The following is a 25,899-nucleotide window of genomic DNA, read 5'->3' as shown; positions in this document are numbered from 1 at the left end:
TCCGTCACACGTGCGGGGGCTCCACGTCCGAGTCGAGCCTGGTACCGGCCTTCACGGCGACGGTGGTCGGGTGCTCCTCCCCCAGCGTGATCCGGGCCCGCCGGATGCAGTCGGCCCGCAGTTCGGCGGCCCGCTCGGTCTCCCCGACCGCCGCCAGGGACAGCGCGAGGTTGGAGTTGATGCCGATCGAGTCGTAGTGGTCCGGTCCGAGCGCCCTGGTCATCAGCGGCTCGGCCTCCTGCTCCAGGGCGAGCGCGTCCCGGATCTCGCCGCCCAGCGCCAGGTCGTTCGCGTGGTTCATCATCGCGATCGGGATGTACAGGTGGTCCGGGCCGAGGACGGTCCGGAACTGCGCCAGCGTGCGCCCGGACAGTTCCCGGGCCTCCGCGATCCGGCCGGCCAGCCGCAGGTAGACCGAGAGGTTGTTGGCGCCGGCCAGCGTGACCGGGTGGTTCTCGCCCAGGTAGTCGCGGTACCGCGCGAGGGCCCGTTCGGCCAGCGGGATCGCCCGTTCGGTGTCGCCGAGCGCGTTGAGGTCGCTGGCCAGGTTGGTGGCGGCCGCCAGGGTGTCCGGGTGTTCGGGGCCGTTGATGTCCAGGTAGCGCTGGTAGATGTCCTCGTCGATCTCCAGCGCCTCGTGGTAGCGCCCGGCCCGGCGCAGCGCGACGGCGAGGTTCTTGCGGGCCCGCAGGGTGTCGGTGTGGCTGTCGCCGATGGTCTGCTGGTAGATCCGCACGGTCTCCTCCAGCAGGTCCAGCGCCTCCCGCAGCCGCCCGGTCTCGCGCAGGTCGCGGGCGTAGTTGGAGGCGGAGGAGAGCGCGTAGAGGCTGTGCGCGCCGAGCGCGTCGCGCTGCTGGAGGTAGTTGCTGCGGTGCCGCTCCAGGGCGGCGTAGCGGTCCCCGGCCAGGTAGTCGGAGACGGCCAGGTTGTTGGTGATCATCAGGGTGCGCGGGTGGTCGGGCCCGAGGGTGCGCCGGGCCGCGTCCAGGGTCCTGCGGTCGAGCGCCCTGGCCTCGTCGTAGCGGCCGAGGAAGCGCAGGTCGGCGCCGAGGCTGTTGGCGACGGCGAGGGTGTGGGAGTGCTCCGGGCCCAGGGTCGCGGTGAACCGCTCCAGGATGTCCCGGTCCATCTCGTAGGCTTCCTGGAGGGCCCCCTGGGAGCGGCGGATGTTGCTCAGCTGGGTGCGCAGCATGAGGGTCTGGGCGTCGTTGTCGACGTCGAAGTCGGCGCCGCCGTAGGCGTCCGCGCGCCAGTGCTCCAGGGCCCGTTCGGCGAGTTCCCGGCCGGACTCGTGCAGGCTGCGCTTCCACTGGTAGCGGACCGAGTCGATGATCCACTGCCGGACGTCCTCGTCGCCGCTGTCGACGGCGCCGGACGGCCAGAGGTGGGGCAGGAGTTCGGCGTACTCGGCCCAGTTGGCGGGGATGTCCGGGTCGCCGGGGTTGGCGGTGGCCAGGGCCGCGTGCACGACGCCGCGCAGTGCGGCCTGGCGCTCCTCCTCGACCTGGTCCCGGAGCACGGCCTGGACCAGCCGGTGGACGGTGATCGTCTCGCTGCCCTGGTCGGTGCGGGCCAGCCCGAACCGGTTGATGGCGCGCAGGAACTCGCCGATCGCGAGCTTGTCGCGCGGGGCGCGCGGGGACAGCCGCAGGGCGCGGGTGACGGCCCGGCTGTAGAGCAGCCGCATCGGGATGGCGTCGGGGCCGAAGAAGGCGCAGAGTTCCAGTATCTGGGCGGCCGGGGCGTTCATCCGGCGCAGTTCCTCGACCGAGATGCGCCAGGTCGCGGCGGCGGAGTGGGGGTACTCGGCGGGGCGCAGCCGGGTGCGTTCGAGCATCTCGGTGAGCTCGTCGTCGAGCAGTTCGAGGTAGGTGGCGATCGGCATCGACGTCTCCTGGAGCCAGACGGCGGCCTGGCCGACGGCGAGCGGGAGGTCCCCGAGGCGGTGCGCGACCTGGTCGGCGTCCTCCGGGGAGAGGCCGCCGTTGAAGCGGCGCAGCAGTCGGATGCTCTCCTCGCGCAGGAAGACGTCGACCTCGACCAGGCCGGCGTGCCGGGCCCAGCCCTGGTTGCGCGAGGTGATCAGCACGTGCCCGCCGGAGGAGCCGCCGGGCTGCCAGGGGGCGAGTTCCTCGGGGGTGCCGGCGTTGTCGAAGACCAGCAGCCAGCGGCGGTACGGGTGGCCGCGGCGCAGCGCGTCCAGGACGGCGGCGGCGGTGTGGGCGACGTCGTCGCTGGTGGGCACGCCGAGCCGGGGGGCGAGTTCGGCGAGCTTCTGCGGGATGTTGGCGGGTTCCTCGGCGGGCACCCACCAGATGACGTCGTAGGCGGACTTGAAGCGGTGCGCGTACTCGGCCGCGATCTGGGACTTGCCCGCACCGCCGAAGCCGTAGAGCACCTGGCTGAGGACGGCGGCGGGGCCGCCGGTGAAGCGGTTGCGGAGCAGTTCGAGCAGTTTGCCGCGGCCGATGAAGGCGGCGTTGCGCGAGGGCGCGTCCTGGACCTGCGGGGCGGTGCCGGGGAAGCGGGCGGGGGCGATGAACTCGCCGCTGTCGGTGTCGAACTGGCGGTTGCTGCCGGGCGGTGGGCCGAGTTCGCCGTACAGCTGGGCCTCGGCGCCGGTCGCCGAGGAACGGACCAGGTCGGGCACCGCCTGGCCGATGAACGGCCGGGGCACCGGCTCGTCCGAGTCCTGCAGTCGCAGGGCGACCAATGCCGAGGCACCGGAGGGGAGTTCGCGCCCCTGGAGGAGCTGCCAGACCTCGCCGGCCCGGGGCAGCGCGGTGTACTCCGGCGAGAGCAGCGCGAGCAGCCGGCCCTGGCCGTCGAGCGGTCCGGTGACCTCCGGCGGCCGCTGGCCGGTGTACGGTTCGGCGGCGTTGTGCAGGGAGGTCTGGTAGCCGAAGCGGGTGAGGGTGCCGGCCGCCCATTCGGCCCACATCCGGTCCTCGGGCGCGTAGCTGACGTAGACCTGGCGGGGCACCGCCCGGGCGGAGCGCAGGTAGGCGCCGTACAGCCGGCGGCGCGCCTCGGAGCCGAGCGGGCGCAGCGAGCGGACCCGGCCGTCGGTGATCCATTCGGCCAGCCGCTCGAAGGCGTTGAGCAGGCTGCGCGCCTCCTGCGGCCGGTCGGCGACGGTGGCGGGCACCTCCTCGTAGGCGTAGAAGGGCTTGTACGGCACTTCGACGTCGGCCCAGTAGGCGGCCCGGCGGTCGCCGGGCAGCCAGCGGCCGAGGTAGGGGGCGAAGGCCTCGCGGGCGAAGTCCCGGCCGGCTTCGAGGCGTTCCTGTTCGGCGTCCTCGACCCGCATCGGCACCGGCAAGACCCGGATGGCCCGTTCCTCGGCCTCGGCGATGGCCTTGGCGGCGTCGACGCCGCCGCGGATGTTCTGGGCGCTGAACGTGAAGCAGTCGACCACGGTGTCGGGCATCAGGACGGTGCAGATGCCGGAGGTGTCGCTGACCCCGGTGCGGCTGTCGATGAGCACGTAGTCGTAGTTCCGGGCCCAGCGTTCGCGCAGTTCGCGCAGGAACTCGCCGCCGCGGATGTCCCGGCCGTGGTAGAAGCTGCGCCAGTTGAAGCTGGTGACGGCGGCCGCGTAGGCGGCGTTCTGGCGGCCCGCCGGGAGGAAGTCGAGCCGCCCGCCGGCCGGCAGGTCGAGGGCGAGGCCGCAGATGTAGCCGTCCAGCCGCCCGGGTTCGTCCAGCCAGGCGGCCGGGGACCGGCCGGTGGGGCCGGCGGCGGAGGGCAGCGCCTGCTTGACGTATCCGCGCAGGAGGTCGATCAGGCCGTCGGTGGAGTGGAGTTCGGGGTCGACCAGCAGCGGGTGGTAGTAGCGGTGGAGGCCGGGCGCCTCCAGGTCCCAGTCGACCACCAGGACGCGCAGGCCCCGGCTGGCGAGGATCCAGCCGACGTTGGCGAGCGCCATCGTCCGGCCGGTGCCGCCCTTGAAGGAGTAGAACGTGACGACCGATCCCGGTCCGCCGCGTCCGGGCTCCGTGCCGGGCTCGATGCTCATCGTCCGTCTCCCCTCAGCGGGACTGAGCCGTCGTGGCTGCCCGGGCGCTGGCCGGGCAGGTCCTTCGGTGGCGGTTCGGGTTCCCGGCGCGCGGACGGGCTCCGCGGCGGACCGGAGGGGCCGGGCGGACCGGCCGGAATGGCGAGGCCCGGCATGTCCGGGCCGCCGCCCGGGCCGAAGCCGAAGGCGTCGCCGCCATCGTCCCCCCAATCCAAGTTGTCGTCCATGAGCTTGTTCTGAGCAACCGTCACCATGATGGCGAGGTCGCTGTCGAAGCTCTCCTGGCTCACTCTGACCCGGAACAAGTGCTCCGGGTCGCGCCGGCGCAACCAGTTGCGTCGGAAAACGGCGCGCACGCCGGTCCACGGTGGTTCGCGCTCCCCGTCCGGGTCGCTGCCGCCGATCGGCACGACCACGCCGGTGACCGGGTGGTTCTGGTCGTCGTACTCGCGCAGGGCGAAGCGGTAGCGCTCGGCCTCGGCCGCCCACGGGTCCACCAGCAGGACGCTGACCTGGCTGTCCTCCCGGGCCTGGTCGAGCTTCTCGCCGAGTCCGGCGCCGATCTCCTCCAGCGTGGTGATGTGCCCGGCGTTGGTGATCACCTGCTGGGCGCGCGAGGCCAGCGAGGGCTGGGCGGGCGGGTAGAACGGCGTCCAGTTCCACGGCCTGGCCCCGTACCAGCCGCCCGAGCGGGAGCCGCCCTCGGCGGCGGCCTCCGAGGCCCGGCCGGCCGCGATGAACAGCCGGACCATCCCGGGTTCGGCGGCGGGCGCCGGCGCGGCCGGCCCGGGGAAGTAGCCGCGGACGGCCTCCAGGTCGAACTCGGGGAGTTCGGCGAGCCGCCGGACGGCGGCGTCCCGGACCCGTCCGGCGACGACCCGGACGACCTGCCGGTAGGCGTCCTGCTGGGCGGTGCGCAGCAGGGCGCGCAGGCCGTGCCGGGCGTAGGCCTCGCCCATGTCCGGCTGGGCCCACTGGATCCTGGTGACCTCGGTGACGAGGTCACCGGGCGCGACGGGCTCCCAGAGCACCGGGATCAGCGCCGAGACCAGTTCCGCGGTCTCCTCGTGGTGGCGCCGGACCCTGCCGCGGAAGGCCGTCCACTCCTTGCCGCAGTAGAGGCTGGCGAAGTAGGCCGGGGAGTAGAGCGCGACCATGGTCCGGCTGCGGCCGAGCATCAGCGCGAGCTTCTCGGCCCATTCGTCGCCCAGGCGGAGCCGTTCGGTGTCCCGGAAGGCGAGTTCGTCGGCCTGCACGGCGGGCCCGAGGATGCGCCCGAGTTCGTCCCTCAGGTCGTTGAAGAACTGGTCGACGAAGGCGTCCCCCGCCTCGAAGTCCCGACGCGCGTAGCTGAAGAAGAAGTACGGGCGCTGCTGCTGTTCCCGTTCACTCACCTGTTCCCCCCGACCCTGACGGTGCCGTGACGGCGCTGGTTCTTTACCCAGCATGTCGCCAATCGCACCCACTGGTGCAAGAGTTGGCGAATTCATTCGCCAACGGGGGTTTAACCGGCGGTCAGCGGCGGGGTCAGCGGAGTTCGAGTGCCGACTGGAACGCGGCGAGCGGCTCGGCCCCGGGGGTCAGGGCGTCCGCCACGACCCTGCGCAGCAGGTCGCCGAGGACGGTGTCGGGCAGGGCGTCGAGTTCGTCGAGCGGCAGGGCGGCGACGTCGACCAGGTCGGAGTCGAGGCCAGCGACGGTTTCCGCACCGGTGACGCCCATCAGTCCCTTAGTCCTCACTACGATGCACGCAGGCACGACCCGATCACGCAGGTGCAGCGGGCCGGCGGCCGAAAAATCCTCGACCCCGGTCCGTGACGCGCACATTCTACACAAAACGGTGACGGTTCATCAGATCCGGTCGCCCGCCGCGCCCGGACGCACCACCCGGACGCACGGCACCCCCGTGAGCGCCCCGCGCCGCGGCGGTCACGGGCAGAGGCGTTCCACCCGCCAGCCGCCGGGGGCCGTCGGGTCGGCGAGGTAGCGGAGGCGGTCGTGCAGCCGGTTCTCGCGGCCCTGCCAGAACTCGACCGCCTCCGGGACGACCCGGTAGCCGCCCCAGAACGGCGGGACGGGGACGCCCTCGCCCTCGGGGTAGCGGCGCTCCAGGTCGGCGTAGCGCTGTTCGAGGACGGCGCGACTCTCGACCGGGCTGGACTGTTCGCTGGCCCAGGCGCCGAGTTGGGAGCCGTGCGGGCGGGTGCGGAAGTAGGCGGCGGTCTCGTCCCGGCCGACCTTCTCCACCGGGCCCTGGACGATCACCTGGCGGCCCAGCACGATCCACGGGAACAGCAGCGCGGCGTACGGGTTGGCGGCGAGCTCGGAGCCCTTGCGGGAGCCGTAGTTGGTGAAGAACACGAAGCCGCGGACGTCGAAGCCCTTGAGCAGGACGGTGCGCGAGCTGGGCCGGCCCCGCTCGTCGGCGGTGGAGAGCACCATGGCGTTGGGTTCCGCCACCCCGGCGTCGTCCGCCTCGTGGAACCAGCGGGCGAACTGCCCGACCGGCTCGGGCGCGAGCTGGTCCTCGGCCAGGCCCTCGTGGACGTAGTGCTTGCGCATCACGGTGGGGTCCGGACCGGGGCGGGGCTCGTCGGCCGGGGTCCGGGTGGCGGGGCTCAGGGGCGTCGACTGGGCGCGTTCCGGGGTCTGCACGCCAACATCATCCCGTACGACAAGCAACCGGCACCGCTACCTCCGGACAAACCCCGGTCGGAGATATGGTGACTCGCCACCGCTTGACTGCCCGCCGTACGGGGAATTGTCCGGAACTTGACGTTTGGTTCCGGGAGTCCCCCGGGCACGACCGACCCTCGACGGGGAAGTCAAGTGGTCCCACGGGAAACATCACCGCGGTGGTGTATGGCGCAATGCACCCCGTGCCTGTCACTCTGGCACCGAGTGCCAACCACGATTCGGTCACTGGAGCGCCGCCCCACCACGGCGGAGCACCGATCGCAGAACTGAAGGAGCCGTCGCATGTCCGATTTCGTACCCGGGCTTGAGGGAGTCGTCGCGTTCGAGAGCGAGATCGCCGAACCCGACCGCGAGGGCGGCGCCCTGCGGTACCGCGGTGTCGACATCGACGACCTGGTCGGCCACGTCTCCTTCGGCCACGTCTGGGGCCTGCTGGTGGACGGCAAGTTCAACCCCGGCCTGCCCGCCGCCGAGCCCTTCCCGATCCCCGTGCACTCCGGTGACATCCGGGTCGACGTCCAGTCCGCGCTCGCCATGCTCGCCCCGGTCTGGGGCCTCAAGCCGCTCCTCGACATCTCCGCCGAGCGGGCCCGCGACGACCTGGCCCGGGCCGCCGTGATGGCGCTGTCCTACGTCGCCCAGTCCGCCCGCGGCCAGGGCCTGCCGATGGTCCCGCAGAGCGAGATCGACAAGGCCGAGACGGTCGTCGAGCGCTTCATGATCCGCTGGCGGGGCGAGCCGGACCCGAAGCACGTCAAGGCCGTCGACGCCTACTGGACCTCGGCCGCCGAGCACGGCATGAACGCCTCCACCTTCACCGCCCGGGTCATCGCCTCCACCGGCGCCGACGTCGCGGCCGCGCTCTCCGGCGCGGTCGGCGCGATGTCCGGCCCGCTGCACGGCGGCGCCCCGTCCCGCGTGCTCGGCATGATCGAGGAGATCGAGCGCACCGGCGACGCGACCGCCTGGGTCAAGAACGCGCTGGACAAGGGCGAGCGCCTGATGGGCTTCGGCCACCGCGTCTACCGCGCCGAGGACCCGCGCGCCCGCGTGCTGCGCCGCACCGCCAAGGAGCTCGGCGCGCCGCGCTTCGAGGTCGCCGAGGCGCTGGAGAAGGCCGCGCTGGAGGAGCTGCACAACCGCCGCCCCGACCGCGTGCTGGCCACCAACGTCGAGTTCTGGGCCGCGATCATGCTGGACTTCGCCGAGGTCCCCGCGCACATGTTCACCTCGATGTTCACCTGTGCGCGCACCGCCGGCTGGTCGGCGCACATCCTGGAGCAGAAGCGCACCGGTCGCCTCGTGCGCCCCTCCGCGCGCTACATCGGCCCCGGCCCGCGCCGCCCCGAGGAGATCGAGGGCTGGGACGCCATCGCGCACTGACCCCGCGCCCGCACACCCGAACAAACGCCTCTGACCAGCGGGTCCGGCTCCGTCCGGGCCCGCTGTCGGCGTCCCCCGAGCAACGGAGATCACAGTCTCAGCGGGCGGACGACCGTATCCCGGGCGAGTCCCGCGCCGGTAGGCTGCGCGCGTGGCTCAGATCCAGATCCCCGCTGACATCAAGCCCGCAGACGGCCGTTTCGGCTGCGGACCGTCCAAGGTGCGCCCCGAGGCCCTGAGTGCCCTCGCCGCCACCCAGACCTCCCTGCTCGGCACCTCGCACCGCCAGGCCCCGGTGAAGAACCTGGTCAAGCGCGTGCGCGAGGGCGTGAGCAGCCTGTTCTCGCTGCCGGAGGGCTACGAAGTCGTCCTCGGCAACGGCGGCTCCACCGCCTTCTGGGACATCGCCGCCTTCGGCCTGGTGCGGGAGAAGTCCCAGCACCTGGACTTCGGCGAGTTCTCCTCGAAGTTCGCCTCCTCGGTCAAGGCCGCCCCGTGGCTGGCCGAGCCGACGGTGATCAAGACCGCCCCGGGCACCCACCCGCTGCCGGTCGCCGAGGCCGGCGTGGACGTCTACGGCCTCACCCACAACGAGACCTCGACCGGCGTCGCGATGCCGATCCGGCGTCTGGCGGGCGCGGACGAGGGCTCGCTGGTGCTGGTGGACGCCACCTCGGGCGCCGGCGGCCTGCCGGTGGACATCACCGAGACCGACGTCTACTACTTCGCCCCGCAGAAGTCCTTCGCCTCCGAGGGCGGCCTGTGGCTGGCCACCTTCTCCCCGGCCGCCCTGGAGCGCGCCGCCGAGATCGCCGGCTCCGGCCGTTACATCCCGCCGTTCTTCTCGCTGCCGACGGCCATCGACAACTCGTCGAAGGACCAGACGTACAACACCCCGTCGCTCGCCACCCTCTTCCTGCTGGCCGACCAGCTGGAGTGGATCAACGGCAACGGCGGGCTGGACTGGGCCGTCGCCCGTACGGCTGATTCCTCGTCCCGGCTGTACGCCTGGGCCGAGAAGTCCTCCTTCGCGAACCCGTTCGTGGCGAACCCGGCCGAGCGCTCCCAGGTGGTCGGCACCATCGACTTCGACGAGTCGGTGGACGCCGCCGCGGTCGCGAAGGCACTGCGTGCCAACGGCATCGTGGACACCGAGCCGTACCGCAAGCTGGGCCGCAACCAGCTGCGCGTCGCGATGTTCCCGGCGATCGACCCGGCGGACGTCGAGGCGCTCACCCACTGCATCGACCACGTGGTCGAGCAGCTGGCCGGCTGAGCCGCCCCGAGGGACACGGCTGAGGGCCACCGCCTGCGGGCGGTGGCCCTCTCGCCTTTCCGGGGCCGTTCGGGCTGCTCGGACCGTTCAGTCCACTCGGGCCGTTCGGGCCCGGGCTACTTGCCGGACAACGAGCTGATCAGCACGACGACCAGCAGCAGCACCAGGGTGCCGGAGACGATGCGCATTCGAGTCTTGGGATCCACGGTCAACGAGCGTACCTCCGGCTCGCACCCGCGCGAATCCGAGGCCCTGTTCAGAGCTCACCCCTCGACCCCCTCAGCCCGAGTCGGCCAGCGCCCAGGAGCGCAGCGACTCGTAGTGGGCGAACCCCCCGGCCAGGTCGCTCCTCATCAGGTGCAGCCCGGCGGCCTCCCACTCCGGCCCCCGGTAGCCGGCCAGCGCCGCCGCCGGCCCCTCCAGCTCGGCCGCCGCGACCCGCTGGGCGGCCCGCCGGTGGCCGCGCGAGGAGCCGGCCCGGGCCAGGGTGAGGTGGGGGTGGAAGGCGAGGGCGTCGGCCTCCCCGGTGAACTCGGCGGTGGCCCCGGCCACGGCCTCCGCGAGCCCGCGCAGCGCCCGGGTCCGCCCCTCGACCCCGGCCCAGAGCACCCGGTCGCCGAACCGGCCGGCGCCGGCGATCCGCAGCGGGTGGGCCGGGTGCGCCCCGGCGACGGCCGCCAGGGCGGTCTCCAGCTCCGGCAGCCGCTCGGCCGGTACCTGGCCGAGGAAGGCCAGGGTCAGGTGCCAGCCCTCGACGGCGGTCCAGCGCAGCCGGTCCGCCCCGGGCAGCCCGTGCAGCGGCGCGACCGCGTCGGAGAGCCCCTGGAGTGCCTCGGCGGGCGGCAGGACCGCGACGAACAGTCTCATGATCCAAGCTTCCCTCGCCCGGCCGTTCGGTGTAGAACGGTTTTCCATGAAGATCCGCAACGGGGGGCCCGCGGACGTCCCCGACATCCTGTCCCTGCTCGACGGCGCCGTCTCCTGGCTGGCCGCCGGGGAACGCACCGGCCAGTGGGGCGACCGGCCGTTCAGCACCGACCAGGCCCGGGTCGACCAGGTCGCCTCGTACACCGGGGAGTCGTTCCTGGTCCGCATCGCGGTGGACGACGAGGGCCGCACGATCGGCTGCTGCGTGCTGGCCGAGCAGCGGGGCAAGTTCGTCCCGGTCTCGGAGGAGCCCGAGCTGTTCGTCCGCCTGCTGGTCACCGACCGCAGCCTCAAGGGCTCCGGCATCGGCGCGGCGCTGATCGCCGACGCGGTCGAGGAGACCCGCCGGCGCGGCCTCGACCTGCTGCGGGTGGACTGCTACGCGGGCGACGACCGCAAGCTGGTCGGCCAGTACCGGGCGCTCGGCTTCACCGAGACCGCGGGCTTCGAGGTCGAGCAGCCGACCGGCACCTGGCTCGGCCAGGTGCTGGAGATCCGGCTCTGAATCCGATCCTGACACAGCGTCAGGACGCCCGGAGGTCGAGCCCCGAGGCGTCCTGACGAGCCGTCAGCAGGCCGTGGCCAGCTCCGACGTGCGGGCCGGGACGTGCCGCGGCACGACGGCCACCACGCGCCCGCCGCGACCGGGGTGCAGGTCGAACCGCACCCGCAGGTCCGCGCTGCGGGCCAGTACCAGGCCGACCGCGCCGGCCGCCAGCGCGGACACCACGCCGCAGGCCAACAGGCCCAGCCGGGGCCCGTACGAGGCGGTGACCCAGCCGACGACCGGGGCGCCGATCGGCGTGCCGCCGGTGAAGACCAGCACCAGCAGGCCCATCACCCGACCGCGCATCTCGGGGTCGGTGGACAGCTGCAGCATGGAGTTGACCGAGGTGTTGAAGCTCAGCCCGAACACCCCGATCAGCGTCAGCAGCAGCGCGAAGGTCCAGTAGTCGGGCGCGAGGGCCGCGACCACCTCCAGGACGCCGAAGGCCAGGGCCGCGCCGACCAGCCGGCGCAGCCGGGGCGCGCCGCGGCGGGCGGCGAGCAGTGCGCCGGCCAGCGAGCCGACGGCCATCATGGTGTTCAGCAGGCCGTACTGCCCGGCGCCGACCTTGAAGGTGTCGTGGGCGAATCCGGCGAGCAGCGTCGGGAAGTTGAACCCGAAGGTGCCGATGAAGCCGGCCAGCACCATCGGCCAGAGCAGCTCGGGCCGCTCCTTCACGTAGCGCAGGCCCTCGCGAAGCTGGCCCTTCTCGCGGGCGATCGGCTCGGTCGGGCGCAGTTCGGACTCGCGCATCGCGAGCAGTCCGCCGATCACGGCGGCGAAGGACAGCGCGTTGACGGCGAACGCCCAGCCGCTGCCGACCGCGGCGATCAGCAGGCCCGCGACGGCGGGGCCGACCAGCCGGGCGGTCTGGAAGTTGGCGGCGTTCAGACTGACGGCGTTGGCCAGGTCCTTGGGGCCGACCATCTCGGACACGAAGGCCTGCCGGGTCGGGTTGTCGACCACGGTGACCAGGCCGAGCAGCAGGGCGAAGGCGTACACGTAGTACGGCGTCACCACGCCGCCGACGGTCAGCACGGCCAGGCCGGCGGCGAGCAGGCCCATCGCGCCCTGGGTGCAGATCAGCAGCCGGCGCTTGGGCATCCGGTCGGCGAGCACGCCGCCGAACAGGCCGAGCAGCAGCATCGGCAGGAACTGCATGGCGGTGGTGATGCCGACCGCGAGCGGGCTGCCGGTGAGGCTCAGGACCAGCCAGTCCTGGGCGATCCGCTGCATCCAGGTGCCGGTGTTGGACACCACCTGGCCGGCGAAGTAGTAGCGGTAGTTGCGAACGCGCAGGGAGGAGAACATCCCCCCGGGCCTGGTGAAGCGGGCTCCTGTGGGAGATGCGGCCGGGTGGGTCCGGCGCTGAGCGGCGGGGTGCGCCGCGGTGCGTTCGTCGGGGTCGTCGTCGCCGCTGCCGGGCAGCCCGCTGGGGGCGGGGGCCTGGGCGTCGGCGGCCGCGGTGCGGTCCGCGGCGGGGTCGTTGGTCGGGTCGTCGGTACGGGCGGCGGCGCTGGCTGCGGCCGGCGGTGTCACGGTGGTCTCCCCTCGCGGCGCGACGGCCCTGGCGGGGGCCGTCGCGCTCCTGGTAACGGTGGTCGGTCCTGCGGTGATGCGGGCTCCTTCTCCTCCCGGCGGCCGGCCGGGGTCGGTGTGCCTCGATCTGTACGAGTTACAGGTGGGCGAGCTTGTAGAGCACGGGCGCGGCCTCCCTGAGGACGGCCCACTCCTCGTCGTCGAGCCCTTGGGCGAGCTCGGCGAGCCAGACGTTTCGGCGCCGACGACTCTCCGCGAGGATCGTCTCGGCCTGCTCGGTGCTGCTGACGACCACCTGGCGGCGGTCCTCGGGGTGCGGCTCGCGCCGCACCAGCCCCTTCTCCTCCAGCATCGCGACGATCCTGGTCATCGAAGGAGGCTGCACGTGCTCCTTCCGGGCGAGCTCACCCGGCGTCGCCTTCCCGCACCGGGCGAGGGTGCCCAGCACTCCCATCTCGGTGGGACTCAGCGACTCCTCCACCCGTTGGTGTTTGAGTCGTCGGGAGAGGCGCATCGTGGACGACCGCAGCTGTGAGATCGCTGCGAGGTCCGGCTCGGACATCTCGGGCATCTCTTTAGCTTACGTCATTACTCTCGCTAAAGAAAAACGGGTTCCCACCGCGCCGGAGGATCGGCCCGGTGCCATATTGGTGAGGGGTGATCGTTCCCGCCTCCCGGAAGGGCCGACCAGACATGTCCGACCTCGCCTCCGAGCAACCCGCGCAATCCGCACAGTCCGTGCGGCCGGCGCAGTCCGAGCGATCGGCGCAGTCCGTGCAGTCCGCGCCGGACGACTCCGGCTTCGCCCGGCTCGCCATGGTCACCATCGACTGCGCCGACCCGGTCGCGCTGGCCTCGTTCTACGGCGAGCTGCTGGGCTGGGAGACCCGTCACGTGGACGAGCGCTTCGCGATCCTGGACAACCCGGAGGGCGGCAGCCCGCTGGGCTTCGGCCGGGTGACGGGCTACCGCCCGGAGCCGTGGACCGAGCCGGACGGCAGCAAGCACTTCCACCTCGACTTCTACGTGGACGACCTGGAGGAGTCCACCGCGAAGGCCCTCGCGCTCGGCGCGACCGAGCCGAGCTACCAGCACGGCCGCACGCTCAAGGTGCTGATCGACCCGGCCGGGCACCCGTTCGGGCTGGCCCCGCTGGAGTAACGCACCAAGCCGCCCGGAGGCCGTGCGCAGGCGGTGTCAGGGCTTGGTGCCGAGATCTTGCAGACCGCGTAAAGGTCCTTCCTGACCTGGGACTTCACGAAAAGCGCGAACCTTGTGCGACCACCGGGCAGTGGTTACTGTCCCGGGTTGTCAGGGGCATCACCACGCCAGGTCTCCCCTCGGCGGAGCCCCCTCCGTGCCCGTCTGCGCGCGCGTCCCACCCGTTCCCGGTCCCCCGTCGGCCGCCTCCGCCCGAACCCTGGCGCCCTCAACCCCTCGTCCAGGGAGCTCAATTGGGTGAGATCCATCATGCCGACCACGGCTGGGTGACACCGGCGGTCTCGTACTTCGTCGCCTGCCTCGGTGCCTTCGTCGCCCTGCGCAGCGCCCGCTGGGCACTGGTCTCGACGGGCCGCAGCCGCGCCGTCTGGCTGCTCTTCGCCTCGACCTCGCTCGGCGCCGGCATCTGGTCCATGCACTTCATCGCGATGCTCGGCTTCTCCGTCACCGGCGCCGAGATCACCTACCAGCCGGGGCTCACCGTGCTCAGCCTGCTGGTCGCGGTCGCGGTGGTCGGCATCGGGCTGTTCACCGTCGGGTACTGGCGGGGCCACCCCGTGCTGTCCCTGCTGGTCGGCGGACTGACCACCGGGCTCGGGGTCGCCGCGATGCACTACCTGGGCATGGCCGCGATGGTGCTGCCCGGCCGGCTCGGCTACGACCACGTCACCGTCGGGCTCTCGATCGGCATCGCGGTGTTCGCCGCCACGGCCGCGCTCTGGGCCGCGCTGAACATCCGCGGCACCCTCGCGGTGCTGGCGGCGGCGCCGGTGATGGGCGTGGCGGTCTGCGCGATGCACTACACCGGCATGGCGGCGCTCTCGGTCCGCCTCGACGCCTCGCACTCGACCCAGGGCGGGGTGATGGCACTGCAGTTCATCTTCCCGCTCGGGGTCGGGCTCGGCTGCTACGTGTTCTTCGGCTCGCTGGCCTTCGCCGTCTCCCCGAGCAAGCCCAGCACCCAGCCGCTGCTGGTCGGCCCGGCCGCCCCGCTGCCCCCGCGGACGCCCCGCGTCCCGCCGCAGCGGCAGCCGCTGAGCCGCACCGCCGGCAGCCGCCGCTGAGCGGCACCGCCGCCCGGCGCCGAGCCGGGCCGCCGCGCCGAGTCGCGGGCGGCCCCACGACGGACGTCCGGCCGGGTCCCCCACCCCGGCCGGGCGTCACCGCCTCACCGCCGCGCCGGCGGCCACCGCCCCACCGCCGCACCGGGGTTCAGGGCCGACCGAGCAGCCCCGTCAGGTGCTCCGGCGTGGCCGCCGGGCAGGCCTTGCGCACGAAGTCCCGCCGCAGCGCGTGGTACGGCTCGCCCGCCCGGTAGAAGTTGCCGTGCATCCGGCGCAGTTCCTCCGCCCGGTACGCGGCCAGCGGCTTCGCCTCCTCGTCCTCGGCGCGGCGGCGCTTCTTGTCCACCAGCCGCCCGGTGAGCTCCGGCGAGCCGGCCAGCCGGGCGGCCTCCCGGGCCGTCCAGCGGCGGAACTCCGCCGCGTCCCCGCCGGCCGTGCGGTCCACCAGGCCGATCCGGCGGGCGTGCGCGGCCCCGACCGGCAGCGCCTCGGTGGTGAGCCGCTCGGCCTGCTCGGCGCCGACCCGGGCGGGCAGGGTGTACGTCCAGTACTCGGAGCCGTACAGGCCCATCAGCCGGTAGTGCGGGTTGAGCACCGCCGACTCCCGGCACCACACCTCGTCGGCGGCCAGGGCCAGCATCAGTCCGCCGGCCGCCGCGTTGCCGGCCAGCGCGGCGACGGTCAGCTTGTCGTCGGTGGTCAGGACCGCCTCGACCAGGTCGTCCATCGCGTTGATGTTCTCCCAGGACTCCAGCGCCGGGAAGGCCGAGCCCTCGATGACGTTGAGGTGGATCCCGTTGGAGTAGAAGTCCCGGGGCGCGCCCAGCACCAGCACCGAGGTGGGCCGGTCGGCGGCCGCGCGGTAGGCGGCCAGCAGCCGGCGGCACTGCTCGGTGCCCATCGCCCCGCCGGCGTAGGCGAATTCGAGGAAGCCGACCTCGCCGTCCTCGTGGTAGCGCAGCTCCGACCAGGTGTCCCGGCGGGCGGCCTGCTCCGGGGTCACCGGCACCTCGCGGACCCGGTGCAGCTCGTCGGCGAGCACCGTGGCGGCGGGCAGCTTGAAGGTGACCGGCCCGCCCGGGGTGCGGCGCGGGCGCAGCTGGGGGATCCAGACCGCGCCGTCCACGGTGGCCCGGCAGATCGCGCCGTCCCGGGTGGCGAGCACGGCGCCGGGCTCGGGGCCGCGCAGTTCGTCCTCGGGGTGGCCGCCGTGCAGGAAGAACTCCCGCCCGTACAGCTCGTCCAGCACGCCGGGCTGGGAGTCGGCGGCGCGCAGCTTGCGCAGCACGGTGGCGGTGTCGTCCTGCTGCCAGTCGATCCGGCGCGCCTCCTGGCGCAGGAGGGGCCGCAGTTCGCCGCGTACGTCGGGGCGAGCGTAGTCGAGCGGTTCGGGGGTGAACAGCCCGCCCTCGTACCGCTGGACGGCCAGCAGGACGGCCTCGACGGCGGCGTCCGCGACCTCGCCCCGGTACAGCTCGCTCTTGCCGCGGTCGGGGACGGGGAACTCGACGCAGGCCCAGATGTCGCCGGCGTCCATCTCCTCGACGGCCTGCAGCACGGTGACGCCCCAGTGCCGGGCGGACTCGGTGATCGCCCAGTCGAGCGAGGAGGGGCCGCGGTCGCCCTTCGGGCCCGGGTGCACGATCAGGACCGTCCGGGTGGACCAGATGTCCGCCGGGACGGCCTTGGTGAGCATCGGGCAGACGATCAGCTCCGGGTCGACCCGGGCCACCGCCTCTCGCATCTGCTCGTCGCCGAGGGCGAGTTGGACGGCGACCTGGTGGCCGCGCTCGCGCAGCTCGGTGTGGACGCGCTGGGTCAGGCTGTTGAACGCGGTGGCGATCAGGAGAATGCGCACAGGGGGCCTCCGGGCAGGGACTGCGGGTCGCGCGGAGGCGATGAAACCACGGCATGGACACGCAATGGTCACGTTCCGTGCCTCGGCGCCCCACTCTCACCCTCCCCGCACACCTGTGCCCCCGGCGTGGCCCCGCTTCGCCGGATCTCCCCAGCCCCTCCCCGGAGTTGGACTGGCGCGCCGTCCGGCCGGAGCTACCGGGGGAAGGCCCGGCGGGCCCGCCAGGTGGTGTGCTCGCGGGAGACGGCGTCCTCGGCCTCGGCGGCCAGCCGGGCCCAGCGCTCCTCGGCGTCCGGCGTCTTGAGGTCGAGGTCGGAGAGCTGGTTGCCGACGTTCTCCAGCTCGCGCGCGGCCAGTTGGTAGGCGGCGGCCAGCGGGCGCAGCTGCTTGAGCTGGGTCCAGGCGATGATCGCGGCGGCCGCGGCCGAGCTGGCCCCGAAGATGTGCACTTCCAGGGCGCCGGTGGCCTGGGCGATCGCCGCGGCGGCACCGATGATGATCAGCGTCGCGATGCCGAGCCCCCAGGAGACCGCCTGGGACTCGCAGGACTCGGCCCGGGAGCGGTACCAGGTCCGCTGGCTCTCGACCCGGGTGCGCAGGTAGAGGGTGCGCCGGGCGGTGAGGCTGCCGGCCCGGGAGCGGCGCATCTCCTCGGTGATCTCCGGGACGCTGCCGGGCGGCACGATCTCCGGGTCCTCGAAGGCCCGCAGCACGTCCTCGACCTGGAGCAGGTAGCCGCGGTCGGCGTCCGGCGAGTCGGCCTCGCCGCCGAACGGCCGGGCCCGCACGCTGTACTTCCAGGCGAGCGTCTTGACCGACTCGGCCGCCGCCCGCGCCTCGTACCACCGGCCCTGCGGGTTGCCGCGGCGCAGCCGGGACCAGAAGTAGCCGGCGATCAGGAAGGCGGCCACCGAGAACAGTGGCTTGATATCGCCGTCGCCCTTGTGGTCCGGGCCCGGGAGCGAGCCGATCAGCGCGGCGACCACCAGCATGGCGATCAGTCCACGGTGCCAGCGGAGCGTCTCGCGCTGTCCGTCCAGCGAGGCCTTGTCCGCCCGCCAGAACAGTTCCGGCAGCAGTCGCGCCTCGACGCCCCCGGGCGGATCCTGTTGCACCATCGGTCGAGTCCCCTCCCCGTCTCCGTCCAGCCAGTATTCCCGCCGCCAACTGCCCTACACGGTCGCCTTTTTGACACCTTCCGACCGCCGGTGATTGCCACCCCCGGCATGTAACCGGTAGAACCGGTTACATGCCGCTGCACTGGAAGCTCGTCATCGACTGCACCGACCCGCACCGCCAGGCCGCCTTCTGGGGCGCCGCCCTCGACTACACCGTCGAGGACCACACCGCCCTGATCGCCCGCCTGCTGGACACCGGCGCGATCACCCCGGACGCCCTCACCGAGGCCGACGGCCGCCCCGCCTGGCGCACCCTCGCCGCCGTCCGCCACCCGGACGACCCGTACGACCCCGCCTCGGACACCGGCCTCGGCCGCCGGATCCTGTTCCAGGCCGTCCCGGAGCCCAAGGAGGGGAAGAACCGCCTCCACCTCGACGTCCACCCCGGCCCGGGCGAACGCGCGGCCACCGTCACCCGCCTCGAAGCCCTCGGCGCCACCGTCCTGCACGAGGTCGCCGAGCCCGGCGGCGCCTGGACGGTCATGCACGATCCGGAGGGCAACGAGTTCTGCGTGCACTGAGAAAGCCGTAGGGCCCTCCCCGCACGTGGCGGGGAGGGCCCTACGGGCCGGGCGGCCGTCAGAGCAGGCCGAAGGCCGGCATCAGGTAGTAGAAGGCGAAGACCGCCGCCACCGCGTAGAGCGGCACCGGGACGCTGCGGCCGCGGCCGGCGGCCAGGCGCAGCATGCAGAAGGCGATGAAGCCGAAGCCGATGCCGTTGGTGATGGAGTAGGTGAACGGCATCATCACGATGGTCAGGAAGGCCGGGATCGCGATGGTGTAGTCCGCCCAGTCGATCTCCTTGATCGAGTTGGCCAGGATCAGGAAGCCGACCGTGACCAGGGCCGGGGTGGCGGCCTGGGCGGGGACCATGGTGGCGAGCGGGGTGAGGAACAGCGCCACCACGAAGAGCAGGCCGGTGACGATCGAGGCGAAGCCGGTGCGGGCGCCCTCGCCGACGCCGGCCGTGGACTCGACGAAGCAGGTGTTGGCGGAGGCGGAGGTGGCGCCGCCGGCCGCGGTGGCGATGCCGTCGACCATCAGGATCTTGTTGATGCCCGGCAGGTCGCCCTTCTCGTCCAGCAGGTGGGCCTCGTCGGCGACGCCGAGGATGGTGCCCATCGCGTCGAAGAAGCAGGACATCAGCACGGTGAAGACGAACAGCACGCCGGTGAGCACGCCGACCTTCTCGAACCCGCCGAACAGGCTGACCTTGCCCACCAGCCCGAAGTCGGGGGCGGCCACCGGGTTGCCGGGCCAGGTGGGGACGGTGAGGCCCCACTTGAGCGCCGGCACGTCGGCGACCTTGTCGAGCACCAGGGCGAGCACGGTGGAGGCCGCGATGCTGATCAGGATGGCGCCGGGCACCTTGCGGATGACCAGGACCAGGGTCAGCAGCAGGCCGAAGACGAAGACCAGCACGGGGAAGCCGAGCAGGTGGCCGTTGCCGCCGAGCTGCAGCGGGACGGTGGTGTGGGCGGCGTCCGGGATGCGGCTGACGAAGCCGGAGTCGACCAGGCCGACCAGGCTGATGAACAGGCCGATGCCGATCGCGATGGCCTTGCGCAGGCCGAGCGGCACGGCGTTCATGACCCGCTCGCGCAGGCCGGTGGCGACCAGCAGCATGATCGCGAAGCCGGCCAGCACCACCATGCCCATGGCGTCCGGCCAGGTCATCCTGGGCGCGAGCTGGAGCGCCACGATGGTGTTGACGCCGAGTCCGGCGGCCAGGCCGATCGGCACGTTGCCGATCACGCCCATCAGCAGGGTGGTGAGACCCGCGGTGAGGGCGGTGGCGGTGACCAGCTGGGCGCTGTCCAGGTGGGCCCCGGTCATGTCCGTGGCGCTGGCCAGGATGATCGGGTTGAGGACTCTTCACTAGGTGCCAACAGGCGTGGATCTGCAACCCCCTCAATCCGCATCGCTGGCAGCGGGGTAGAGCCGAGCCGGGGCGGAACGCGCGGCACGTCCCTGAGCAACGCGTCCACCTGGGCCCACACGCCATCGGCGGACCACCGAGCCCAAGCAACCTGCACCGTGTTCGCAACAGCCCCATGGGCCGCCGCTGCCTCTCGCCAGGAGCGCCCCGACACGGCCTTGTCCAGGATAGTTTCAACCATCTTTCGCCGCACATCACCGCGCGCGCCAGGGCGAGGCAATACGGGCTCCACTATGGCCCACTCTGCATCCGTGATGCCGGTTGGCACCTGTAGCTTTCGCTCCTGGTACCACTCTCCAATTGCGCACTTAAGCCCGCCCCTTCGGGCCTCGGGCTGCTCCTCAAGATAGACCCTGATATCAAGAAGGCCGTAGAAACTTGTCTGACCATCTGCGTCTAGCTTCGGGAGCCTATCCTTTGAATCACGCGCCAGCGACAACAACGAGTTTGCACGCTCTTCGGCAAGGTTGTTTTCCTCCAGCCATGCGGCGGCCTCATTGCGCAACTCCTCCAACTGCGCCAATTCCTCATTCAATGCTGCCGTTGCCGCCGCGATTGCATCTGCCGACTGCTTGGCCTTGGCCGAAGAAATGATTACGGCCGTGATTGCCGCGTTCATATCCTCTATCTGCTTGTCAAGGTCGGCAATGCGCTCTATGTGGCTACTCTTGTCACCCTGCGCCGATCCAACCCAATCCGCCGCAAGCTCGGTTAGCCTGTCAACACTTCCGAAGGAGGCGCAAACCTGCTCCCATACATGCTTCTCAAGGGCAGTTGCATCAATGTGCTTGTCACTGCATACGGGCGCTCCGGGATACGCCTCCTTTCGTCCATTGCATTCGTAATTACGATACTTGCCGTCCTTGTCGTTCTTGTGGCCGTGGTAGTGACTGCCGCAGAGTCCATACAGGCGGCCAGACAGCGGGTAGCCAAATCGAGCCGCCTTCTCTCCACGCGCACGGCCAGACTTCACGGTCCGCAGGTAGACCATCTCATCCTCACTAAGAAAGTGAGGCACGGGGATTCGTACGGACGGACCATAGACCGGAGTCCCGTCAAGGTTCTTCTTCGTGCGGGAGTTGTTAACATCCCGGAATGTCACATAGCCATAAAGCACAGGCTCAGAGAAAACGCGATCCCGGAGGTTCTGGTAGGACCAGGGCCGCCCCGAGCGAGTAAACAGCTTCTCCAGATTTACACGCGCAACGATCTTCTTGAACTTAAGGCCAGAGCGAAGCAGTTCAATGACTCGCCAAATAATCTTCGCTTCCTTGGGGTTCACCACCAGCCTTGAAAGGCCCTTCTTCCCCTGGTCCTCAATCTCCCAACCGAACGGCGGAGGCCCGCCGGTCCATCCTCCAAATTCGGCCTTCTCCTGTGCGCCGCCCTGGGTGCGCTTCCGAATGGTCTCCCACTCAGTCTCGGAGTAGTCAGCCGACCGGCGCATTTCGCGGCGGCCTTCGGGGGTTGTATTGTCAACGTCTCCGTCAACAATGGCAACAAAAATGCCCATGTCTTCAAGAGTCCAGACCCAACGCCAAAAGGCGCGGCCCGTGCGACCAATAGCGCGACCCTCGTTTACCGTTACCACATCAAAGGGGCGCGGCGTCATTGCCGCTTCCTCCATGAGCCGCTTTAGGTCGGGCCTGTCTTCGGCTTCAAGACTGCCGCTAATCCCCTCGTCCACATAGGTGCCCACATGGTCCCAGCCTTTGCGGCCAATGTGAGTGGTGGTCTTCCTGCCCTGGTATTGAATCCCGTAGCCCTTAGCCTGCTCCTCCGTACTAACTCGGAGGTAGTCCACGGCACGAAGGCGGTACGGGGAGCCCGCACGAAGGGCAACATCAATCGCGCCACTTTGAAGGACGCTCACCGGCCGCGCCATAGGCGGACGGGTGGCCAAGCTGGTTGCAGGCATGGCAATATAAGACACGGACGACTCCTCTACAGTCGGCCACGGCCCCTCACGGGGCCACCCGCAGCCCCCGAGGTCTGACCACCTTGGGGGCTGTTTCCGTCTGCCCCCAGGTCTGACCACCTTGGGGACTCACGGTCTGTTGTGGCGTCAACTGTACCTCCCCGTAGGGCTACTGGCGACTAGGGGCGAAAAGAAGGCTCAGCATGGTTCGGTATGCCTGGTCAGAGAACTTCTCAACTCGCCACCGGAGCACGACATTTGGACTCCGGGATTCACTCATGTACTGTACGGCTGGGCACTCCTGCCCCCGCTCCCCCCTGGGAGCCTCTAGCGGGCCTCCTCGCGCTGCCACTGCTTGAGCCAAGCGCGCTCCTCCTTCCGTCGTATTTGCCGACGCCAACGCCTTCGGTCCTTAGCGCTGCGGGTCATGTCGTGGCCGGGGCAGCACGGGTAAATACCCGTGATGCTGCCCCAGTTCCGACTACTCATCATCAGGCCGGAGCCGTTCAAAACAGGGTCTCCATTTCGGCGGCCTTCTGGGGCCTGTCCTTTAGCCGGTATTCCCAGTCCTTGAAGGGGCACCCCTTCTTGGGGCGGGTCTCGATCTCCAGGCCGTAATCCTTGCGGAGTTCCCTTAGCCGCCTGGTGCCGTTATTGCTACCGCCGATGGCGGAACAAATCTCGGTTGTCGAAACCCACTCCCGAGAAGAGAGCAGTTCTAGAATCCGCTCATGCGGCCCCGCATACTTCTTAGGCAGCGCCGTTCTCCTGGGCCTCGTCCAGCTCGACCTTAAGGTATTCGGCAACGGTGCCAGGGGAAATCTCGAACACCTTGCCAATGGTCACGTTGGACTCATTCTCGGCAGAGAGCTGCTGAATGATGCGGATCTGGTCGTCCGACAGCTTGCGGGCGCGGCCTCGCGGGTTGCGGGCGGCCTCAACGGCGGCGCGGATCTCGGCGGAAATGTTGACGGTCATAGTGTTTTCTCCTCTTGTCGTTTCGACTACCAAAGCGAATCCTGTTCCATTTGAGGATGCGCTGATGCCGTTTCCCTGTTGATTGCCATAATGGCCCCCCGGAAGCGGCTTCCAATCTTTACCAGGGTGATGTTAGAGGCATCGGTGAACAGCATATCCATATGCCCCAACTGCTTTCCTGGTGTCTTGACCTTACTAAACCGCCCGAGTAGCGACGGGTCAAACATTGCTTTATCCGGCGGCCGGTCACCTTCTCCGGCCTCCAGGGGTATTAGCATGTCGTCGCATGCCTCCCAAAGCGTTTCGGGTTCTACTATTCCGGCAGCACAAGGAATAGCCCCGACACGTCCTGTGCAGTCCCGGCCCGATGTTGGCATTCCTTCAAGCTGGGGGGCGAAATGAAGAGCGTCCCCGCGATGAAGGGTGAAAGCGCCCCGGCCTTTACCGTCTGGGGCATCCATCGGCGCGCGACTCTTCGGGACAACGTCTTTGCGTGCCGTAGATTCGATCTGCTTAGCCGCATCCTGGGTTATCCAAACTTCGACGGGCCCATTAGGGCCGGATTCCAAATCGGCCCAGTCGGAGCCTATTGTGTAGCAGTCGGTTGCCAGGAACTCAACCTTATTTGAAAAGAACCTTGCCCGCACATAGGGCGGGCTTGCTCGGGCAGGAAGGAATACTAGGGCATTGTGAAGTGCTCTTGCTATCTCTTCCGAATCGCCTACGGCAGTAAAGCCGTCATGCGTAGTAGTGGGAACTGTATTCCTCCCACAGGTCGGCGGCGGCCTTGCGGAGGAAAGCCGATACCTCTTCCTTCGTGCGTTCCGGCTCGTCGTTCCATTCGGGAACGTCGGTATAGCCGTCCGGCAGGACGGATGCAAGGTGGCCAACATAGTTAAGCCATTCGTTCATGCCTTCGTGGGCAATTCCGGGCTCTCCGGTTTCGCTACCGGTAAAGCCGTTGTCCAGGGCGGCATTAAGAGCGCCAAGGGTGCAAAAGCATCCTTCCGCATCCTTATACGCCTTCTTGGCTAGACCGTTTGCGTCGATAAGGTCGGCGGCCTTCTCAAAGATGTTCGGGTAAAGGCGTAGCGTCAACTAGATTCCCCTCTTGTCGCGGTTGGTGAGGCGCACGGGGCGCTTTCCCGTAAGACGCTGCCTGGTGGCCCATTCGTCCCCTTGGGTGCTTTCCTCCATGGAAAGGAAGAGGGCGGCGCGGAATGCGGCCCCTTCGATATCCCCGCCATTGGCGGCCACTTCGGCAACGGCGGTAACGGCCTTACGGTGAAGGTAGGCGTTAGAGCGGTAAGGCTCCAGCATGCTGTGTGCCTTGCGGATGCTGACTTCGCGTTCCAGGTCAATCATGGTTTCCCCCGTGCGGCAAATCGTTTTTGGGAACAAGAAAGGCCCCGGTAATCGGGGCCTTTCCTGGCGGTGCTGGCTGCGCTTAGCTGCGGTGCGTGGGGCTCAACAGCTCCTCTATCTCCCGCAGGGCCGGAGACTTCGGGAAGGCCGCTTCGTGCTTCGCCTGGTGGGCCTTATGGAAGACCACGAAGAAAGCCCCCAGGGCGTCAGGGTCCACCCCGGCCGCGTCGGCGGCCTCCTGGATGGCCTCCTTGTAGATGCGGGCCCCCTTCTCCGTAAGGTTGCCGTCCTGCTCGTGCTGCGCTTGCTCCAAGAAGTAAGCGGCCTTCTTCGCGTCCACGTGTCGGCTCCCGCCGTCAGGGCCAGGCCCCTTGCCTGGCTTGATGTGACGACAGTAGCAAACCCCGCCCGATGTTTGCAACCCCCGAAGCAAACTCAAAAACAGGTTTGCAACCACGGCCACCACGTGTAGTGTCGGTGTTGGGCCGGGCCTCCCTGCGGCAAGTTCCGGGGAGGCCCAAGCGCCCCCACGGCCCGGAAAGGGCCCTTTAGTGGGTGCACTATGCCCGGAAGCCTTTAGCAAAGGCCCTATGGCCCCAATCAGCCTATGGCCCCTTCCAGGGTCTTAAAGGGGCTAAATTACAAAGCGTTACCGCCCTTCCGAACAAAACGGACATTGACGGCATGGCAAAGCCCGCCCCCTTCGGGGCGGGCCCTGGCCAGGTTAGGCAATCCAGCTAACGACCACCTTTAGGCCGTTCCAAACAAACTGCGCCTGATACCACATGGCCTGACTGAGAAAGACCCCGGCAGGAATGTAGATCATGGAATCGAAGATGAATTCGCGCTTGCGCGACATTGCAGCCCCTCGGGGTCTCACCGCAAACGGCCCTTCCGTTTGCTGATAGACCAATAGTAGCAAACCCTGGGTGGAGTTTGCAAGCGATAGGGCGCAGCAAAAGGCCCCCGCTTTCGCGGGGGCCTTTCAACTAGTCTTCCATGAACTCAATCAAACGGATGCTGACTGGCGGGCGCTCCCACTTTGCCTTTGGGCCTCGCTCTTCGGACCATGGCACTCCCGAGACAATTCGGAAGCCCGTTGACGACCGTACCCCGTTAGCCGCGTCCTGGGGGTCCATCTCGCAATCATTCCCCAAGGGCTCCACCTCATACACGCGCGGAAAGTCCCCGCCCATATGCCAAGCGTTCTCCGCATAAAACCACGCCCTTTCGACGCTGCTAGTCGCATAGGCGTAATCGCCGGAGATGTAACGCCAGTTCCTTCCCGAGTACAGCGGCGACACTTCGCCGTCAATGATCTCGGATGCCGTGCCGTGGTAGTAGGCCACGCTAAGCCCCTTTCGCAAACGGCCCTTCCGTTTGCCGGTAGGTCAATAGTAGCAAACCCTATGGCGGGTTTGCAAGGCAAAAGGCCCCCGCTTTCGCGGGGGCCTTTCAGTCAGTCCATGGCCATTGCTTCCAACCATTCGGCAGCGGGCATGCCGTCAATGGTGGGTGCGCCCCCGACAATGATCACGTCTTCGGGGTCAAGCTCGATGCCGAATCCGGCAGCGGTCTGAATCGTGCCGTCGCGGTCTACACACGCGATACGGAGTTCTTCCAGGGTCATAACGTGCCCTCCCTCTCAGTAGTTGACGTTCGACCAGCCGGGAACGGCCTCGCGCGGGCCGTGAACCGTAACGTACACCTCCAGGTCCCGAAGGGCCTTGATTCCGTCGTTGATCTCGTTCTGACGCATCGCAGACGGCAGGGCATCGAACACGCCGCGCGGGTGCAGCTCCGCGTTAAGGCCGTCGATCTCCGCCACGATCTCCGCGCCCACATCCTCCGTGATAGCGCCCGTGGTGGAGAGGGCCGTAAGGCCCGTGCTGGCCGGGCTGTGCCAGTCGGCCGCAATCTTGCGGGCCTGGCTGTCCGTGATGGTCTCTTCGTCGGGCAGGAAGTACACCGGCATTGCTTGAACCCCTTCG

23 protein-coding genes and 1 pseudogene are annotated in these 25,899 nt (G+C 69.7%); 6 read left to right on the top strand and 18 right to left on the bottom strand.

Translation table 11 applies throughout. The features are described from left to right. Nucleotides 1-4: 4 nt before the first annotated feature. The 4 genes from fxsT to pdxH all read right to left on the bottom strand — a co-directional run bounded on the left by fxsT (nucleotide 5) and on the right by pdxH (nucleotide 6,580). Nucleotides 5-4,018: an FxSxx-COOH system tetratricopeptide repeat protein gene (gene fxsT, locus ACFY2K_RS26445; protein ID WP_387714524.1), complete on the bottom strand. Its 4,014-nt coding sequence runs from the start codon at nucleotides 4,016-4,018 to the stop codon at nucleotides 5-7. Then, a complete protein-coding gene (locus tag ACFY2K_RS26440; RefSeq protein ID WP_380521903.1) occupies nucleotides 4,015-5,412 on the bottom strand; it encodes a TIR-like protein FxsC in 1,398 nt (465 codons plus the stop codon). The genes fxsT and ACFY2K_RS26440 overlap by 4 nt, the downstream gene beginning before the upstream one ends. A gap of 133 nt (nucleotides 5,413-5,545) precedes the next feature. After that, a complete protein-coding gene (fxsA, locus tag ACFY2K_RS26435) occupies nucleotides 5,546-5,740 on the bottom strand; it encodes an FxSxx-COOH cyclophane-containing RiPP peptide (protein WP_350504982.1) in 195 nt (64 codons plus the stop codon). 207 nt (nucleotides 5,741-5,947) lie between these two features. Beyond that, the gene (gene pdxH, locus ACFY2K_RS26430; RefSeq protein WP_375888851.1) at nucleotides 5,948-6,580 is read right to left on the bottom strand and encodes a pyridoxamine 5'-phosphate oxidase; all 633 of its coding nucleotides are present in this window, start codon (nucleotides 6,578-6,580) and stop codon (nucleotides 5,948-5,950) included. A 417-nt stretch (nucleotides 6,581-6,997) separates the two neighbouring features. Between pdxH and ACFY2K_RS26425 the strand changes: the two genes are divergently transcribed. Then, complete coding sequence (locus ACFY2K_RS26425; RefSeq protein WP_375888543.1) at nucleotides 6,998-8,098, top strand: citrate synthase 2; 1,101 nt, start codon at nucleotides 6,998-7,000, stop codon at nucleotides 8,096-8,098. A 151-nt stretch (nucleotides 8,099-8,249) separates the two neighbouring features. After that, complete coding sequence (gene serC / locus ACFY2K_RS26420; RefSeq protein ID WP_387714519.1) at nucleotides 8,250-9,374, top strand: phosphoserine transaminase; 1,125 nt, start codon at nucleotides 8,250-8,252, stop codon at nucleotides 9,372-9,374. A gap of 279 nt (nucleotides 9,375-9,653) precedes the next feature. Here the strand turns inward: serC and thpR are convergent, their stop codons facing one another. Further along, entirely contained in the window at nucleotides 9,654-10,241 is a 588-nt protein-coding gene (gene thpR / locus ACFY2K_RS26415) for an RNA 2',3'-cyclic phosphodiesterase (RefSeq protein ID WP_380521907.1), read from the bottom strand. A gap of 46 nt (nucleotides 10,242-10,287) precedes the next feature. Between thpR and ACFY2K_RS26410 the strand changes: the two genes are divergently transcribed. Beyond that, nucleotides 10,288-10,806, top strand: a complete 519-nt coding sequence (locus tag ACFY2K_RS26410; RefSeq protein WP_375888550.1) for a GNAT family N-acetyltransferase — start codon at nucleotides 10,288-10,290, stop codon at nucleotides 10,804-10,806. Between the two features lie 63 nt (nucleotides 10,807-10,869). Here the strand turns inward: ACFY2K_RS26410 and ACFY2K_RS26405 are convergent, their stop codons facing one another. Both ACFY2K_RS26405 and ACFY2K_RS26400 read right to left on the bottom strand, forming a co-directional pair. Continuing rightward, a complete protein-coding gene (locus ACFY2K_RS26405) occupies nucleotides 10,870-12,159 on the bottom strand; it encodes an MFS transporter (RefSeq protein WP_380638951.1) in 1,290 nt (429 codons plus the stop codon). A gap of 364 nt (nucleotides 12,160-12,523) precedes the next feature. Further along, nucleotides 12,524-12,958 (bottom strand): MarR family winged helix-turn-helix transcriptional regulator, encoded by a 435-nt coding sequence (locus ACFY2K_RS26400; protein ID WP_375888556.1) that lies wholly within the window; start codon nucleotides 12,956-12,958, stop codon nucleotides 12,524-12,526. A 122-nt stretch (nucleotides 12,959-13,080) separates the two neighbouring features. Between ACFY2K_RS26400 and ACFY2K_RS26395 the strand changes: the two genes are divergently transcribed. Together ACFY2K_RS26395 and ACFY2K_RS26390 are read left to right on the top strand one after the other, a co-directional pair. Next, nucleotides 13,081-13,548: a VOC family protein gene (locus tag ACFY2K_RS26395; RefSeq protein ID WP_375888559.1), complete on the top strand. Its 468-nt coding sequence runs from the start codon at nucleotides 13,081-13,083 to the stop codon at nucleotides 13,546-13,548. Between the two features lie 293 nt (nucleotides 13,549-13,841). Next, nucleotides 13,842-14,672, top strand: a complete 831-nt coding sequence (locus tag ACFY2K_RS26390) for an MHYT domain-containing protein (protein WP_380533109.1) — start codon at nucleotides 13,842-13,844, stop codon at nucleotides 14,670-14,672. A 148-nt stretch (nucleotides 14,673-14,820) separates the two neighbouring features. Here ACFY2K_RS26390 and ACFY2K_RS26385 read toward each other — a convergent pair whose 3' ends face one another. Beyond that, nucleotides 14,821-16,530 carry a hydrogenase maturation protein gene (locus tag ACFY2K_RS26385; RefSeq protein WP_380526262.1) on the bottom strand — a complete coding sequence of 570 codons (1,710 nt, stop codon included), beginning with the start codon at nucleotides 16,528-16,530 and terminating at the stop codon, nucleotides 14,821-14,823. Between the two features lie 194 nt (nucleotides 16,531-16,724). Beyond that, a complete protein-coding gene (locus ACFY2K_RS26380) occupies nucleotides 16,725-17,648 on the bottom strand; it encodes a DUF4231 domain-containing protein (RefSeq protein ID WP_375888566.1) in 924 nt (307 codons plus the stop codon). Nucleotides 17,649-17,779: 131 nt separating this feature from the next. Between ACFY2K_RS26380 and ACFY2K_RS26375 the strand changes: the two genes are divergently transcribed. Continuing rightward, nucleotides 17,780-18,229: a VOC family protein gene (locus tag ACFY2K_RS26375; RefSeq protein WP_387714513.1), complete on the top strand. Its 450-nt coding sequence runs from the start codon at nucleotides 17,780-17,782 to the stop codon at nucleotides 18,227-18,229. Between the two features lie 58 nt (nucleotides 18,230-18,287). Here the strand turns inward: ACFY2K_RS26375 and ACFY2K_RS26370 are convergent. From ACFY2K_RS26370 to ACFY2K_RS26330, 9 genes and pseudogenes are all read right to left on the bottom strand, one after another. Then, nucleotides 18,288-19,580, bottom strand: a pseudogene (locus ACFY2K_RS26370) (NCS2 family permease); the annotation flags it as partial. Next, nucleotides 19,541-21,532, bottom strand: coding sequence for a recombinase family protein (locus ACFY2K_RS26365; protein ID WP_387714558.1), 1,992 nt, complete (start codon nucleotides 21,530-21,532; stop codon nucleotides 19,541-19,543). The pseudogene ACFY2K_RS26370 and the gene ACFY2K_RS26365, both read right to left, overlap by 40 nt. 783 nt (nucleotides 21,533-22,315) lie before the next feature. Beyond that, nucleotides 22,316-22,543, bottom strand: a complete 228-nt coding sequence (locus ACFY2K_RS26360; RefSeq protein WP_387714510.1) for a hypothetical protein — start codon at nucleotides 22,541-22,543, stop codon at nucleotides 22,316-22,318. Between the two features lie 738 nt (nucleotides 22,544-23,281). Continuing rightward, on the bottom strand, nucleotides 23,282-23,641 hold the full coding sequence (locus tag ACFY2K_RS26355; RefSeq protein ID WP_387714507.1) for a hypothetical protein: 360 nt from the start codon (nucleotides 23,639-23,641) through the stop codon (nucleotides 23,282-23,284). Continuing rightward, nucleotides 23,642-23,908: a hypothetical protein gene (locus tag ACFY2K_RS26350; protein ID WP_387714504.1), complete on the bottom strand. Its 267-nt coding sequence runs from the start codon at nucleotides 23,906-23,908 to the stop codon at nucleotides 23,642-23,644. Nucleotides 23,909-23,990: 82 nt separating this feature from the next. Then, the gene (locus tag ACFY2K_RS26345; protein WP_387714502.1) at nucleotides 23,991-24,248 is read right to left on the bottom strand and encodes a hypothetical protein; all 258 of its coding nucleotides are present in this window, start codon (nucleotides 24,246-24,248) and stop codon (nucleotides 23,991-23,993) included. Nucleotides 24,249-24,897: 649 nt separating this feature from the next. Then, nucleotides 24,898-25,257, bottom strand: a complete 360-nt coding sequence (locus ACFY2K_RS26340) for a hypothetical protein (protein WP_387714499.1) — start codon at nucleotides 25,255-25,257, stop codon at nucleotides 24,898-24,900. 110 nt (nucleotides 25,258-25,367) lie between these two features. Then, nucleotides 25,368-25,538, bottom strand: coding sequence for a hypothetical protein (locus ACFY2K_RS26335; protein ID WP_387714497.1), 171 nt, complete (start codon nucleotides 25,536-25,538; stop codon nucleotides 25,368-25,370). A 15-nt stretch (nucleotides 25,539-25,553) separates the two neighbouring features. Further along, entirely contained in the window at nucleotides 25,554-25,883 is a 330-nt protein-coding gene (locus ACFY2K_RS26330) for a hypothetical protein (RefSeq protein ID WP_387714495.1), read from the bottom strand. Nucleotides 25,884-25,899: the final 16 nt, after the last annotated feature.

It is taken from the genome of Kitasatospora sp. NPDC001309 (genome assembly GCF_042896295.1).
GTDB lineage: Bacteria > Actinomycetota > Actinomycetes > Streptomycetales > Streptomycetaceae > Kitasatospora.
This window is presented reverse-complemented; position numbering and strand designations above follow the sequence as displayed.

What these genes read in the sequence shown, in the direction of transcription:
- fxsT (WP_387714524.1), bottom strand. Translation starts at nt 4,018, where the DNA reads ATGAGCATCGAGCCCGGCACGGAGCCCGGACGCGGCGGACCGGGATCG.
- fxsA (WP_350504982.1), bottom strand. Translation starts at nt 5,740, where the DNA reads ATGGGCGTCACCGGTGCGGAAACCGTCGCTGGCCTCGACTCCGACCTG.
- pdxH (WP_375888851.1), bottom strand. Translation starts at nt 6,580, where the DNA reads ATGCGCAAGCACTACGTCCACGAGGGCCTGGCCGAGGACCAGCTCGCG.
- ACFY2K_RS26425 (WP_375888543.1), top strand. Translation starts at nt 6,998, where the DNA reads ATGTCCGATTTCGTACCCGGGCTTGAGGGAGTCGTCGCGTTCGAGAGC.
- thpR (WP_380521907.1), bottom strand. Translation starts at nt 10,241, where the DNA reads ATGAGACTGTTCGTCGCGGTCCTGCCGCCCGCCGAGGCACTCCAGGGG.
- ACFY2K_RS26410 (WP_375888550.1), top strand. Translation starts at nt 10,288, where the DNA reads ATGAAGATCCGCAACGGGGGGCCCGCGGACGTCCCCGACATCCTGTCC.
- ACFY2K_RS26405 (WP_380638951.1), bottom strand. Translation starts at nt 12,159, where the DNA reads ATGTTCTCCTCCCTGCGCGTTCGCAACTACCGCTACTACTTCGCCGGC.
- ACFY2K_RS26400 (WP_375888556.1), bottom strand. Translation starts at nt 12,958, where the DNA reads ATGCCCGAGATGTCCGAGCCGGACCTCGCAGCGATCTCACAGCTGCGG.
- ACFY2K_RS26395 (WP_375888559.1), top strand. Translation starts at nt 13,081, where the DNA reads ATGTCCGACCTCGCCTCCGAGCAACCCGCGCAATCCGCACAGTCCGTG.
- ACFY2K_RS26380 (WP_375888566.1), bottom strand. Translation starts at nt 17,648, where the DNA reads ATGGTGCAACAGGATCCGCCCGGGGGCGTCGAGGCGCGACTGCTGCCG.
- ACFY2K_RS26375 (WP_387714513.1), top strand. Translation starts at nt 17,780, where the DNA reads ATGCCGCTGCACTGGAAGCTCGTCATCGACTGCACCGACCCGCACCGC.
- ACFY2K_RS26365 (WP_387714558.1), bottom strand. Translation starts at nt 21,532, where the DNA reads ATGGCGCGGCCGGTGAGCGTCCTTCAAAGTGGCGCGATTGATGTTGCC.
- ACFY2K_RS26360 (WP_387714510.1), bottom strand. Translation starts at nt 22,543, where the DNA reads ATGACCGTCAACATTTCCGCCGAGATCCGCGCCGCCGTTGAGGCCGCC.
- ACFY2K_RS26350 (WP_387714504.1), bottom strand. Translation starts at nt 23,908, where the DNA reads ATGATTGACCTGGAACGCGAAGTCAGCATCCGCAAGGCACACAGCATG.
- ACFY2K_RS26335 (WP_387714497.1), bottom strand. Translation starts at nt 25,538, where the DNA reads ATGACCCTGGAAGAACTCCGTATCGCGTGTGTAGACCGCGACGGCACG.
- ACFY2K_RS26330 (WP_387714495.1), bottom strand. Translation starts at nt 25,883, where the DNA reads ATGCCGGTGTACTTCCTGCCCGACGAAGAGACCATCACGGACAGCCAG.